Consider the following 13,119-nt stretch of genomic DNA (forward strand, 5'->3'; position numbering starts at 1 on the left):
CTATATGATAGGACTATTTATATCAATCAATTGCTTTAGGCTAAAACAAACATCAGCTTCTTAGCTGATGTTTAGCGTGTGTCTCTAAACCTTTATTCCCTGGGGAATAAAGCCTAGTCCGCCTCCCTTTAGTTTAACATAAACATGAAAAACTAAAAGGAAATACAAAAAAGAACTTTATGTATACACATAAAGTTCTTATCTGATGCCGGCCAGAGGACTTGAACCCCCAACCTACTGATTACAAGTCAGTTGCTCTACCAATTGAGCTAGACCGGCAAAATGAAAAATGGTGGCTCAGGACGGAATCGAACCGCCGACACACGGATTTTCAGTCCGTTGCTCTACCAACTGAGCTACTGAGCCATTTCTTGGTTTTATATAAACAAGTTTTTTTAAAATAATAATGGCGGTCCGGACGGGACTCGAACCCGCGACCTCCTGCGTGACAGGCAGGCATTCTAACCAACTGAACTACCGGACCATTAAAGTATGTATATATATAAAAGTGACCCGTACGGGATTCGAACCCGTGATACCGCCGTGAAAGGGCGGTGTCTTAACCGCTTGACCAACGGGCCACTGTAAAAATGGTGAGCCATGAAGGATTCGAACCTTCGACCCTCTGATTAAAAGTCAGATGCTCTACCAACTGAGCTAATGGCTCAAACCTAAAACTTGAGCAGACGGTGCAAGAAGCAAACCGTATGTCCCCTTATTCTCTCGACGACAAGATTTATAATAACACACATACAAAACCGACGCAATACTTTTTCTTAAAAAAAGTTATTTTATTTTGTTCTGCTCAAATGCCAGTCTTTAGCATACTTAAAAAAAGTAGAAAACGCAAGGACAACTTGCGTTTTCCTTTGTCTTTTATGCAAAAACACCACGGACTAAATTTGTTTGGTTGCGATCTGGTCCTACTGAAAAGACAGTAAGAGGAATTCCCGTCAACTGACATACACGTTCAATGTATGTTCTCGCATTTTCAGGAAGTTCATGTAATGTTTTTACACCAGTAATATCTTCTTCCCAACCAGGTAGTTCTTCATAAACAGGCTCACATTCTGCAAGAATGTTTAAGCTCGCAGGGAACTCATCAAGGATTTCTCCTTTATAACGGTAGCTTGTACAAATCTTGAGCGTTTTAATCCCTGTTAATACATCAATAGAGTTTAACGACAAGTCCGTTATTCCACTAACACGGCGAGCGTGACGGACAACAACGCTATCAAACCAACCTACACGACGTGGACGTCCTGTTGTTGTACCATATTCGCGGCCGACTTCACGGATTTGATCACCAATATCATCATGAAGTTCTGTAGGGAACGGCCCGTCACCTACACGTGTTGTGTATGCTTTGGACACACCAACCACATGGTTAATTTTTGAAGGACCTACTCCAGAACCAATCGTTACTCCACCTGCAATCGGGTTAGACGATGTGACAAACGGATACGTTCCTTGATCAATATCAAGCATAACGCCTTGAGCACCTTCAAAAAGGACACGTCGACCATCATCTAGTGCATCATTTAAGACAACAGATGTGTCAACAACGTACTTGGCAATTTGTTGCCCGTATTCGAAGTATTCTTCTACAATTTCTTCAGCTGAAAAGCCATCAGTTTCATAATACTTCTCAAAAAGACGATTTTTCTCTTTTAAGACCGTTTCAACTTTAAGTTTGAATGTATCTTTCTCGAGCAAATCAGCAATACGAATACCAATTCGAGCTGCTTTATCCATATAAGCAGGTCCAATTCCTTTTTTCGTTGTACCAATTTTATTTGCGCCTTTACGCTCTTCTTCAACAACATCTAATTTTATATGGTAAGGTAAAATAACATGTGCACGGTTTGAAATACGCAAATTACTTGTATCAACATTACGTTCATGTAAGTACGCAAGCTCTTCTACAAGCGCTTTTGGGTCGATAACCATTCCATTACCAATGACACACACTTTATCCTTGTAAAAGATCCCTGAAGGAATCAAATGAAGCTTATATTTTGTACCACCAAATACAATCGTGTGGCCAGCATTATTTCCACCTTGATAGCGGGCAACTACTTCTGCTTTCTCTGACAAGTAGTCCGTGATCTTTCCCTTTCCTTCATCGCCCCACTGGGTTCCAACTACAACGACTGAAGACATTCCCTTGCACCTCCGCTCTCTTTAAAAACCATTGTTAGTATATCAGTTCACTATACGTGAGTCAATTAAATCCGAACAATGAACCTACTCATTATTAAATCATTCGTCTAAACTTCCATTTTAGTACGGAGGCATTGCGCTTTCATCGTGTCTTCGGTCCAAGTTCACGAATTTGTTATATTCTTTAACAAAAGCAAGTTCAACCGTGCCTACAGGACCATTCCGCTGCTTTGCAATAATAATTTCAATGATATTCTTGTTCTCTGATTCTTTGTCATAATAATCATCTCGGTAAAGAAAGGCAACAATATCGGCATCTTGTTCAATACTTCCTGATTCACGAATGTCGGACATCATTGGCCGTTTATCTTGTCTTGATTCAACGCCCCGGGAAAGCTGTGATAAAGCAATAACTGGTACTTCAAGTTCACGGGCAATCGCTTTAAGCGTCCGCGAAATCTCCGATACTTCTTGTTGACGGTTCTCTCCACCACGACCGTTCCCCTGAATAAGCTGCAAGTAGTCAATTAAAATCATACCAAGCCCTTTATCTTGCTTAAGTCTACGGCATTTGGCACGGATTTCTCCCACTTTTACCCCAGGCGTATCGTCGATGTAAATTCCTGCTTTGGATAATGAGCCCATTGCCATGGAAAGCTTGTGCCAATCCTCTTCTTCAAGAGCCCCCGTCCGCATCCGTTGCGCGTCAATATTTCCTTCTGCACAAAGCATCCTTGTGACTAGCTGACTTGCACCCATCTCCAGTGAAAAAATCGCTACATTTTCTTCCGTTTTCGTAGCAACATTTTGAGCAATGTTTAACGCAAAAGCCGTCTTACCTACAGATGGCCGTGCAGCAACAATAATGAGGTCATTGCGTTGGAATCCAGCCGTCATTGTATCAAGCTCCGAGAATCCAGTCGCGATTCCAGTTATTTCACCGCGCGTCTGTTGGAGCATTTCGATTTGATCGTATGTGTCTAAAAGCACATCTTTAATCGATACAAAACTGCTCGTATTTTTTTGCTGTGAAACTTCCAGAATCGTCTTTTCCGCTTGATCAAGAATGGAATCGACTTCTTCTTCACTTGCATAGCCTTCTTTTGCAATGTTGGTTGCGACTCGGATAAGCCTACGTAAAAGGGCCTTTTCCTCAACAATCTTACTATAATACTCCACATTGGCAGCAGTCGGAACGGAATCAGCCACATCACTTAAATAAGCAACCCCGCCAATTTCATCAAGCCATTTGCGATCCTGCAAATCTGCTGTAACCGTAACAAGGTCAACAGGTTCCCCTTTTTCACCGATGTCGAGCATCACTTCAAAAATTCGCTGATGACTTGCCCGGTAAAAATCTTCAGGCATGAGCCGTTCGCTTGCAGTTGTTAGCGCATGGTCTGCCAAGAAAATTGCACCAAGCACCGCTTGTTCCGCTTCAATGTTTTGGGGCGGTGTCCGGTCATTTAGAAGATCACTCATAGGGCATACTCCTTTTTCATGTTGACTTAAAAGGAAGCTGGCTCAAGATGAGCCAGCTCCACAAATCCTATGCTTCTTTAACATGCACGTTTACAACGGCAACTACTTCTGGATGTATCTTAATCGGTACCTTTGTGTAACCAAGGGCACGTATCGGATCATCTAATTGAATCTTACGCTTGTCAACTTTCTTAGCTTGCTTAGATAAAGCTTCAGCAATTTGTTTTGTTGAGACGGCTCCAAATAAACGGCCACCTTCTCCTGCTTTAGCTGGAATCGTAATCGTCAGAGCTTCAAGCTGTTCTTTATATGCTTTCGCTTCTTCCAACTCAGCTTCCTGTTGCTTCTGTTTGCTTTTCTTTTGTGCTTCTAAATCTTTTACATTTCCAGAAGTCGCTTCTTTCGCTAAATTATTTGGGAGCAGGTAATTGCGAGCATAGCCTTCAGCAACGTTTTTTGTTTCTCCCTTTTTCCCTTTGCCTTTTACATCTTGCGTAAAAATGACTTTCATCTTAATTCCCTCCTTCAAATCCTTCATCCACAGCCTGTTCGAGCTGTATCCGCGCTTCTTCCAGTGATAAATCTTCTAGCTGCGTAGCTGCATTCGAGAGATGCCCACCGCCACCAAGACGTTCCATAATCACTTGGACGTTTACATCCCCAAGAGATCTGGCACTGATGCCTATACGACCATCTGCACGCATACAAACCACAAATGAGGCGCGTACACCACTCATCGTTAAAAGCGTATCGGCAGCTTGAGCGATAATAATTTGATCATATGTCTCATCGTCTTGGGCCGTTGCAATTGCATACCCTTCTCTATAAACGTACGCATTCTCCATAAGCTTAGCACGCTTCACGTAGGACGCCAAGTCTTCCTTTAACAGCTTTTGAACGAGCGCAGTGTCTGCCCCATTCGCTCGCAAGAAAGAGGCTGCATCAAATGTTCTTGCCCCTGTACGAACAGCAAAACTTTTTGTATCAACTGTGATACCAGCAAGGAGTGCAGTTGCTTCTAAGCGATCCATTTTAAATTGCATCGGCTGGTATTCAAGCAGCTCTGTCACTAACTCTGCAGTTGAGGATGCGTATGGTTCCATATAAACAAGGACAGGATCTTGTACAAAATCTTCACTCCGCCGGTGATGGTCAAGTACAATAATACGATCCACCATCTGTAAAAGCTTTGGTTCAATTACAAGTGACGGTTTATGCGTATCCACAATAACAAGCAACGTTTCTTTATCAACTAGATTAATCGCTTCTTCAGGTGAAATAAACTGATTCCACAAATGGTCATGCTGCTCTACTTCTTCAAGTAGACGCTGGACATCCGCATTTGTATCTTCTTCGTCTAGTACAATAAAACCTTCACGGTCATTTAAGTCAGCAATTTTAAGCACACCAAGAGCAGCACCAATTGCATCCATATCCGGGCGTTGATGCCCCATCACAATGACTCGTTCACTTTCTTTGACAAAGTCGCGCAAAGCATGGGATATCACTCTTGCCCTTACTCTTGTTCGTTTTTCAACGGCATTTGTTTTACCACCGTAAAAACGAACACGTCCATTCTTTTTCTTAATCGCTACTTGATCGCCGCCGCGTCCAAGCGCCAAATCTAAGCTAGACTGGGCTAATACACCAAGTTGTTTTAATGATGATTCTTCTGTACCAACACCTATACTAAGGGTAATTGGAACTTTTTCTTTTGCTGTAATATCTCGAACTTCATCTAACAGCTCAAACCGATTTTCTTCAAGCAAGAGCAGCGCTTTGTGATTCATCACGGCTAAGAAACGATCCGATGATGTCCGTCGCAAAAAGATATCGTAATCACTTGCCCAATTGTTCAAGGCTGTTGTCACTTGCGCTAGCAATTTGCTACGCACTTGGTCTTCCATGCTTTGTGTCACTTCATCGTAGTTGTCCAAATAAATATGGGCAACTACCGGCAACATATGCTCATACTTTTCTTGCGTCAATTCTTTTTCCGTTACATCAACAATATAAATCAGTCGTTCATTTTGTTCAAATGTTAAATAGTAGTATGAGGAATCGACTTGCACCGTCTCATCTGTTAAACCTTCATCTAGAAAGTCACTTACCTCTTCATGAATCATCGTTACAGATTCGCCTGTCAAGCCATTACCAAATCGCTCATACACAAATGGGTTTGCCCACTGTATGACCCGATTCTCGTCATAAAGCACAATCCCGATTGGAAGTTTTGTAACGGCTTCTTCGCCAGCCTTATTCACACGGTAGGACAAAGTGGACATATACATGTCTAAACGTTTGTCGTATTTCTTTTGTGCACGAATAAAGAGTACAGCCCAAGCAATTAAAAGAAGTCCTACGATCATGCCAAACTCCCATTGGCTAACAGTAAGCCAACTTGTTAAAGCAACAGCTACGGCGAAGAGTGTGATGACATGGACATGATGCCACCACTGCTTTTTCCAATTAGGCATATTGTCATCTCCTACTCTTTCATGCAAACATTACGTTTGCAATCGATCGCGAATTCTAAAGATCATATCGAATGCCCCTATAATCCTTACGATATAAATCAGGATCGGCACCAACATGATACTTAGTAAAGCTGCAATAACCAGCAGAACCCGCATCGTCTTTGAAACTTTTTTATAATTTAAATAGGTCACAAATAAAGATAATGCTTGTATTATTAGCAGTATGCTTATAGTAAAAAAACCAACTTGGCTAGCTGAGTCCATATAAGACCCTGCTTCAAAAGGCAAGATCGCCAAAAACCAGAATAAAAAATAGAGAATCAAGACAAAACGTGGAAATTCCCAGTAACGGAATTTCGGCAGCTTATGGTAGTCCATTCCTATTCGATTAAATAGAAGAACAGAACCGCCATAGATAATGAAGGCATAGACCGTTGCCATAATAAGCAGCACGAGTGTCATTAACGACTCAAGAAAAGCCGTATAAGCTGTAATGAGCTCATCATCGTATACGTCCACTCCAAATCGTTCTGCAAGTTGCTGAGTCTCTTGCATCGAGCTCCGAACCTGATCCACAAAAGAAAGATCAAACAGAGTGGCTAACAGGACATAACCAAGAACAAGAAATAAAAACGTTGGGATAATGGCTGCAAGCAACCTTTCGGCTCCCGATCTTCTTTTATGTTGGTAATGACCAACAGCTAGTCCAATTGCTGCAAAACCGATTGGCAGTAAAAACAGACCCGCTGATATAAATGTACCTAGTAAACCAACCACTGCAGTGACAAGCAAACCCGGTTTCAATCCATACTTAGCTGTAAAATAAATGATCGGTAGTGGCAATGTTAGAAGTGCCAATAAGTTGATTAACGGTATTTGTGTTATAAAAAGAAAATATAAGAGGAGATAGATCAATCCACTTATCATTCCTTGAGAGACTACTTTCCTATCGTCCAAAATCTCACCTCTTTTTAAAAGCGCCAAACGAGCATGTTTCTCGCACAGTCCTTATCTATTTTAGCGCAATTATCCAGAAAGTAAAAGCAACCCCATCTTATTATGGGTAATAAGAAGAAAAGAGGGCAGCTGAGCCAGCTTTCATCAAGCCTGACTCAATCCACCCTCTTTTTCTAATCCTTAGTTTACATCGTTGACATAAGGAAGCAACGCAATTTGACGTGAACGTTTAATTGCAATTGTCAATTTACGTTGATACTTTGCAGATGTTCCAGTTACGCGACGTGGAAGAATTTTTCCACGTTCTGAAATGAAACGTTTAAGCAAATCAACATCTTTATAATCGATGTGTGTGATCTTGTTTGCTGTAAAAAAGCAAACCTTTCTCCGTTTAGGACGACCGCGACGTGCCATAGTTAAGCACTCCTTTCGTATAAATGATTAGAACGGAAGGTCATCATCGGAAATATCAATGGAGCCATCACTTGAGAATGGATCATTGTCATATCCGTTCGAACGATTGCCGCCGGAACCTTGGTTCCCGCCTTGGCTGCTTCCGCCGCCATAACCGCCCTGTTGTGATCCTCCGCCAAAGTTACCTTGGCTATTGCCTTGGTTTTGACTATTGCGAGGTTCAAGAAATTGCACGCTTTCCGCAACAATCTCTGTCACGAAAACACGCTTTCCTTCATTATTGTCGTAGCTACGTGTTTGCACACGCCCATCGACGCCAGCGAGGCTCCCTTTTTTCAGGAAATTCGCGACGTTTTCAGCTGGCTTACGCCAAACAACACAGTTAATGAAATCTGCTTCTCTTTCACCTTGCTGGTTTGAAAACGGACGGTTGACCGCAAGCGTAAAGTTCGCCACAGCAACTCCGTTTGGTGTGAATCGCAGTTCAGGGTCACGCGTTAAGCGTCCGACAAGAACAACACGGTTTAACAATGCGATCCCTCCAGCTTTTTAATCATGTGCATTTCAACGCACACGCTATATTTGAAAATTACTGTTCGTCTTTTGTTACAAGGACACGAATAATGTTATCGTTGATCTTAACTAAACGATTAAATTCATTAATTGCTTCTGTATTAGCTTGTACACTTAGTAAAACGTAGTAGCCATCTTTGAAATCATTGATTTCATAAGCTAAGCGTTTTTTACCGATCTCGTCTGCCTTTAAGATTTCAGCACCATTATCAGTGAGCACTTTATTGTAACGCTCAACGATCTCTTTAGTAGCTGCTTCTTCTAGGTTTGGAGCGATAATGTACATGATTTCGTACTTACGCATTCCAGTCACCTCCTTTTGGTCTGAACGGCTCCGTCTGAACAGAGCAAGGAGCAAAAGTCAATTTACTCACATTAGACGATTATATCAGCCTTTATTCTATTATTCAAGCATCAAATAAAATCACCTACCTTATTAAACAGTCTACCTAAATGGAATTCGTTAAATGAGGAGACAACAAAGAGGAAAAGGAAATCTTGCATAATTGGATATACGACAAATTAGGACAAGTTCCTGTTTTTATTGTAAATTTTTTTTCGACAATCATAAAAAACAAGCCGCATGCATCTCGCACACGGCTTGTTTTTTTATTTATACATTAAAACGGAAATGAATTACATCTCCATCTTGGACAATATACTCTTTCCCTTCAAGACGAACGCGCCCACGCTCTCTCGCTACTCCCATACTTCCTGCATCAAGTAAATCTTCATACGACACGGTCTCTGCTCGAATAAAGCCACGTTCAAAGTCTGTATGAATAATCCCAGCAGCTTGAGGTGCCTTTGTACCATTTCGATACGTCCAAGCACGTACTTCTTGTTCCCCAGCTGTGAAATACGTTTCTAGCCCAAGTAGCGTATAAGCAGCGCGAATCAGTTGATCAAGACCAGACTCTTCGATCCCCAGCTCTTCAAGGAACATTTGCTTTTCTTCGCCCTCTAACTCCGCAATTTCCTCTTCAATCTTTGCAGAGATAACAATGACATTGCTATTTTCACCAGCTGCAAAATCTCTTACTTGTTTCACGTAGTCGTTATCGCCAGCAGAAACATCTTCCTCTGATACATTCGCTACGTAAAGGACAGGCTTGCTTGTAAGCAAATGCATTTGCTTAACAATTTTCATTTCATCTTCATTAAAGTCAATACTTCTAGCTGGTTTTTCATTTTCAAATGCTTCTTTTAGTTGTTCCAAAACGGGAAGTTCCGCAACCGCTTCTTTATCTTTTGATTTAGCAAGCTTAGCTACTCGACCAATTCGTTTATCAACTGATTCTAAATCAGCTAGAATTAACTCTAAGTTAATTACTTCAATATCACGAAGTGGATTTACCCCACCTGATACATGCGTAATGTTATCATCCGCAAAACAACGGACAACATGTGAAATCGCATCTACTTGACGAATATGAGAAAGGAATTTATTTCCAAGTCCTTCCCCTTTACTAGCACCTTCAACAATCCCGGCAATATCAGTAAACTCAAACGCAGTTGGGATCGTCTTCTTTGGTTTGACTAGTTCTGTTAGCTTGTCCAAACGTTCATCAGGAACTTCAACAATCCCAACATTTGGATCAATTGTACAGAACGGATAATTTGCTGATTCAGCACCAGCTTGTGTAATTGCATTAAATAATGTTGACTTACCCACGTTTGGCAAACCAACAATTCCAGTTGTTAAAGCCACTCACAGTCACTTCCTTTTATTTATAGATCGGTTCGCGCAAAAACAAGGCAAGGCCTACCCTTCCCTTGTTACTCGGAACCCAATACTTTTTTCATTTTCTTTGAAAAGTCCCGGCGCGGCAGCATCACACTATGTTGACAACCCATGCACTTAATTCGCACGTCCATTCCCATGCGAATGATCTTCCATCGATTTTCTCCACAAGGATGCGGCTTCTTCATTTCTACCACATCATGTAACGCAAACTCCTTCTCAGCCACTGGTTCGTCCTCCTCGGGGTCTTCTGCTTGTATTATACACGAACGAGCCAGTGCTTTGTAGTGTCAAAGCCTGCTTTTTGCACCTGGATGTTTTAGAATAGGGTAAAGAATGAGCGCTGCTAGTATATATAAATTAAGCACTCCATAAAGTGGATACAAGATTGAGATTAACGTTGAAAACCCAAACATTGTCATTGGAGCCATTAAAGCAACTAGAGCTAACGCAATTAACCAAGCCGGTCCTTGGATCCTCGTACGTATGCGAGAGATAAGTCCAAATACACCTGACGTGGCAGTTGTGTAAATTGCCAACCACAAGACGAGCGAGATTGTCAATACCATCACCGAAGGATAATGTTTTAAAATCACAAATAACGGGATTTCATAAAAAATAATTTCTTGAGCAACAGATAAAAGCGATTCATTATACAAGTAAGAAATCGTACCAAGTAGTAAGCCACTCCCAATGCTTGCAATATAAATTTCCCCACGATGCTTAATTTGATTTCCAACAGCCCCTAGAACAGCGATAATTGGCAAGATGTTAAGTGATGTAAATGTGAGCGCCGCTGGCCAATTATGTTGCATTGCAACATCAAAAGTAAACGAAAAACCAATTGATGATTGATAAACAACGAGTACAACAACAAGGCAAATAATTAAAACGGGGATAAGCAATGCATTCACTTTTGTCATACCAGTTGTATCTTTTAAAAACATCACAACAACAAGTCCTGCATTTAAGACTATTCCAAGCCAAAATGGAATTTGATAAACCTCTAACGTCGCTCCTGCTCCCGCTAACATAATAACCGTAACAGAAAATAAATAAAGAATAATCATCACATCGTACGCTTTTGCTAATTTCTTCCCCAGTAATACTTCAAGAATAGGCAGGTAGTGAGTCGTGCCTTTTTTCTTTGCAATGGTCAAAATGACTGCACAGCTCATTGCAAAAAGACATGCAAATAGGATAATAGCCAGTCCGCTTTCCGCGCCAAAAAATTCCCATAACTCTCTCCCAGATGCATAACCAGCTCCAATAATTGTTCCTACAATTAAAAACATCCATTTTAACCCATTGCCCCACATATGGTCACCCTCAAATTTTTTCCGTCATGTATAGATTCAAATGAAATCTACTATACTGTTACTACTATGGGGAAGGAGACAAATATATGAGTACAAACCTTTGGCCATTTAAAAAAAGAAGACCCCCTCTTCGTTATCATATTGAAGATGTAGCATTAATAGATGAACTCGGAAAAGCATTGCTTTCCCATTGTGAGAGACGGGGCAAACGTGACTTATTGTTATTATGCATTGGAACGGATCGCTCTACTGGTGATGCCTTGGGGCCCTTGCTTGGGAGTTTACTTAAAAATACGGATTTAACCCATTTCCATGTGTATGGCACTCTAGCAGAACCCATCCATGCAACAAATATGGAAGAACGTTTAACCAAAATTTATAAAAAACATAGTCATGCTTATACAATTGCCGTCGATGCGTGTCTTGGTAGAAGTGCAAATGTCGGATATATAACATTAAATGAAGAACCATTAAAGCCTGGTGCTGCAATGGGTAAAAACTTGCCTGAAATTGGCGACATTTGTTTAACTGGCATCGTAAATGTTGGCGGATTAATGGATTTTTATATGTTACAAAGCACACGTCTACATGTCGTCATGAACATGGCTGAGAAGCTAACCTCTTTAATACAAGAAGTAGATACCAGTTTAAGCGTTTCGCAAAAACCACAAAAGGCGTTCCGACTTTTAGCACCAAAAAACGAGTTGCTCTAAGAGCAACTCGTACAAAATCAATAACCGCTCAAGACTGAGACGATGCTTGTCAGACGAGAAGCTTGCGCTGACTTAAGCCAATGTTTGGTATTAGTTTGATTTGAATGCATCTACCAATTCTTTTATTGCTTGAACCAATTGGTTAACTTCCTCCAACGTCGTATACGGCCCAAAGCTAACTCTAAGCAACCCTTCATCTGAAGTCTCAAACCACTCATGTAACTTAGGTGCACAATGAAGCCCTGAACGAACAGCCATTTGATAGTGTTGATCTAAGATAATTCCTGCCTCTTGACTATTTACCCCTGTAAGTTGAAAAGCTACAACTGCCACTCTAGTATCACTGTCGACAGAACCTACTACTTTCACAGTTTCAAGCTCTCTTATTCCACTTAGAAAAGCTGAGGTTATGATTTGTTCATGTTGATAAATTGCAGCAACGCCACCTAGTTCATCAAGTGCCTTTAAACCAGCACCTAAACCCGCTATTCCTGGTGTATTCACTGTACCAGCTTCGTATCGCTCTGGCCACGTTTCTGGTTGGTGTGTTAGCTCAGACTGATTCCCTGTCCCCCCATGAATGAGAGGGATAAGCCCCAAATCTTTAGATACAGCAAGTAATCCTGTTCCTTGTGGTCCTTGTAACCCTTTATGTCCTGGACACGCTACCATATCAATTCCATCACGTTCAAGATTAATATCAATAATTCCCGCTGTTTGTGACGCATCTACAAGCAAAATAGCATGAACAGCTTTTGCTTTTTCAGCTATGTCTTTTAAAGGAATTAGTTCACCCGTTACGTTAGATGCATGATTTATCACAATTAAATCAGTGGATGTCGATATAGAATCAACAACCGCTCTTGCTGTTTCTGAACCCGTTTTCCCACTCGCATACGTCACTTGAATGTCTTTTTCTGTTTGCAAATGATGCAACGGACGCAAAACAGAATTATGTTCAAAAACTGTTGTAACAATCTCTCCTCCTTGACGAATGGGAAACCCAAGAATAGCTTGATTTAATGCGTATGTGGCATTTGGATAAAACCAAATGTGCTTTGGGCTTGGTGCCCCCAATAGTTCCGCTGCCATCTTCCTTGTTTCAAACACCACTTCTGCCGCTTGCAGAGAAAGTTTATGTCCGCTTCTACCCGGGTTCGCACTAAGTGCTTCAAGTGCATTGGTAACTGCATCAATTACTCCTTTTGGCTTTGGGGACGATGTTGCCGCGTGATCAAAATAAAGCAAGTTCGTTACTCCTTTCAAAAAAAGAAGCT

General features: G+C 41.2%; 13 protein-coding genes and 5 tRNA genes. 1 reads left to right on the forward strand and 17 read right to left on the reverse strand.

Annotated features, from left to right (window positions below; all coding sequences use genetic code 11):
- Window positions 1-206 precede the first annotated feature (206 nt).
- The 16 genes from BK584_RS14310 to BK584_RS14385 form a co-directional block, all read right to left on the reverse strand.
- Window positions 207-279: transfer RNA gene (locus BK584_RS14310), tRNA-Thr, on the reverse strand.
- 11 nt (window positions 280-290) lie between these two features.
- Window positions 291-366 (reverse strand) — tRNA-Phe (locus BK584_RS14315).
- Between the two features lie 41 nt (window positions 367-407).
- Window positions 408-484: transfer RNA gene (locus BK584_RS14320), tRNA-Asp, on the reverse strand.
- A 25-nt stretch (window positions 485-509) separates the two neighbouring features.
- Window positions 510-581, reverse strand: a tRNA-Glu gene (locus BK584_RS14325).
- 10 nt (window positions 582-591) lie between these two features.
- Window positions 592-667, reverse strand: a tRNA-Lys gene (locus tag BK584_RS14330).
- 209 nt (window positions 668-876) lie between these two features.
- Window positions 877-2,163, reverse strand: coding sequence for an adenylosuccinate synthase (locus BK584_RS14335; protein ID WP_078393241.1), 1,287 nt, complete (start codon window positions 2,161-2,163; stop codon window positions 877-879).
- A gap of 120 nt (window positions 2,164-2,283) precedes the next feature.
- On the reverse strand, window positions 2,284-3,645 hold the full coding sequence (gene dnaB, locus BK584_RS14340; protein ID WP_078393242.1) for a replicative DNA helicase: 1,362 nt from the start codon (window positions 3,643-3,645) through the stop codon (window positions 2,284-2,286).
- Window positions 3,646-3,712: 67 nt separating this feature from the next.
- Window positions 3,713-4,156: a 50S ribosomal protein L9 gene (gene rplI / locus BK584_RS14345; RefSeq protein ID WP_078393243.1), complete on the reverse strand. Its 444-nt coding sequence runs from the start codon at window positions 4,154-4,156 to the stop codon at window positions 3,713-3,715.
- Window position 4,157: 1 nt separating this feature from the next.
- Window positions 4,158-6,122 (reverse strand): DHH family phosphoesterase, encoded by a 1,965-nt coding sequence (locus BK584_RS14350; protein WP_078393244.1) that lies wholly within the window; start codon window positions 6,120-6,122, stop codon window positions 4,158-4,160.
- Between the two features lie 30 nt (window positions 6,123-6,152).
- Window positions 6,153-7,079, reverse strand: a complete 927-nt coding sequence (locus tag BK584_RS14355) for a DUF2232 domain-containing protein (protein WP_078393245.1) — start codon at window positions 7,077-7,079, stop codon at window positions 6,153-6,155.
- Between the two features lie 180 nt (window positions 7,080-7,259).
- Window positions 7,260-7,493, reverse strand: a complete 234-nt coding sequence (gene rpsR, locus BK584_RS14360; RefSeq protein WP_054703471.1) for a 30S ribosomal protein S18 — start codon at window positions 7,491-7,493, stop codon at window positions 7,260-7,262.
- A gap of 27 nt (window positions 7,494-7,520) precedes the next feature.
- Window positions 7,521-8,024: a single-stranded DNA-binding protein gene (gene ssb, locus BK584_RS14365; RefSeq protein WP_078393246.1), complete on the reverse strand. Its 504-nt coding sequence runs from the start codon at window positions 8,022-8,024 to the stop codon at window positions 7,521-7,523.
- Window positions 8,025-8,082: 58 nt separating this feature from the next.
- Window positions 8,083-8,370 carry a 30S ribosomal protein S6 gene (rpsF, locus tag BK584_RS14370; protein WP_078393247.1) on the reverse strand — a complete coding sequence of 96 codons (288 nt, stop codon included), beginning with the start codon at window positions 8,368-8,370 and terminating at the stop codon, window positions 8,083-8,085.
- A 309-nt stretch (window positions 8,371-8,679) separates the two neighbouring features.
- Window positions 8,680-9,777, reverse strand: a complete 1,098-nt coding sequence (ychF, locus tag BK584_RS14375; RefSeq protein WP_078393248.1) for a redox-regulated ATPase YchF — start codon at window positions 9,775-9,777, stop codon at window positions 8,680-8,682.
- A gap of 68 nt (window positions 9,778-9,845) precedes the next feature.
- A complete protein-coding gene (locus BK584_RS14380; protein ID WP_054703478.1) occupies window positions 9,846-10,037 on the reverse strand; it encodes a DUF951 domain-containing protein in 192 nt (63 codons plus the stop codon).
- Between the two features lie 63 nt (window positions 10,038-10,100).
- Window positions 10,101-11,129, reverse strand: a complete 1,029-nt coding sequence (locus tag BK584_RS14385) for a YkvI family membrane protein (RefSeq protein ID WP_078393249.1) — start codon at window positions 11,127-11,129, stop codon at window positions 10,101-10,103.
- A gap of 86 nt (window positions 11,130-11,215) precedes the next feature.
- Between BK584_RS14385 and yyaC the strand changes: the two genes are divergently transcribed.
- Window positions 11,216-11,842 (forward strand): spore protease YyaC, encoded by a 627-nt coding sequence (gene yyaC, locus BK584_RS14390; protein WP_078393250.1) that lies wholly within the window; start codon window positions 11,216-11,218, stop codon window positions 11,840-11,842.
- 90 nt (window positions 11,843-11,932) lie between these two features.
- Here yyaC and BK584_RS14395 read toward each other — a convergent pair whose 3' ends face one another.
- Window positions 11,933-13,090 (reverse strand): aminotransferase class V-fold PLP-dependent enzyme, encoded by a 1,158-nt coding sequence (locus BK584_RS14395; RefSeq protein WP_078393251.1) that lies wholly within the window; start codon window positions 13,088-13,090, stop codon window positions 11,933-11,935.
- Window positions 13,091-13,119 lie beyond the last annotated feature (29 nt).

This window comes from Shouchella patagoniensis (assembly GCF_002019705.1).
Lineage (GTDB): Bacteria > Bacillota > Bacilli > Bacillales > Bacillaceae_D > Shouchella > Shouchella patagoniensis.

What these genes read in the sequence shown, in the direction of transcription:
- BK584_RS14335 (WP_078393241.1), bottom strand. Translation starts at nt 2,163, where the DNA reads ATGTCTTCAGTCGTTGTAGTTGGAACCCAGTGGGGCGATGAAGGAAAG.
- dnaB (WP_078393242.1), bottom strand. Translation starts at nt 3,645, where the DNA reads ATGAGTGATCTTCTAAATGACCGGACACCGCCCCAAAACATTGAAGCG.
- rplI (WP_078393243.1), bottom strand. Translation starts at nt 4,156, where the DNA reads ATGAAAGTCATTTTTACGCAAGATGTAAAAGGCAAAGGGAAAAAGGGA.
- BK584_RS14350 (WP_078393244.1), bottom strand. Translation starts at nt 6,122, where the DNA reads ATGCCTAATTGGAAAAAGCAGTGGTGGCATCATGTCCATGTCATCACA.
- rpsR (WP_054703471.1), bottom strand. Translation starts at nt 7,493, where the DNA reads ATGGCACGTCGCGGTCGTCCTAAACGGAGAAAGGTTTGCTTTTTTACA.
- rpsF (WP_078393247.1), bottom strand. Translation starts at nt 8,370, where the DNA reads ATGCGTAAGTACGAAATCATGTACATTATCGCTCCAAACCTAGAAGAA.
- BK584_RS14385 (WP_078393249.1), bottom strand. Translation starts at nt 11,129, where the DNA reads ATGTGGGGCAATGGGTTAAAATGGATGTTTTTAATTGTAGGAACAATT.
- yyaC (WP_078393250.1), top strand. Translation starts at nt 11,216, where the DNA reads ATGAGTACAAACCTTTGGCCATTTAAAAAAAGAAGACCCCCTCTTCGT.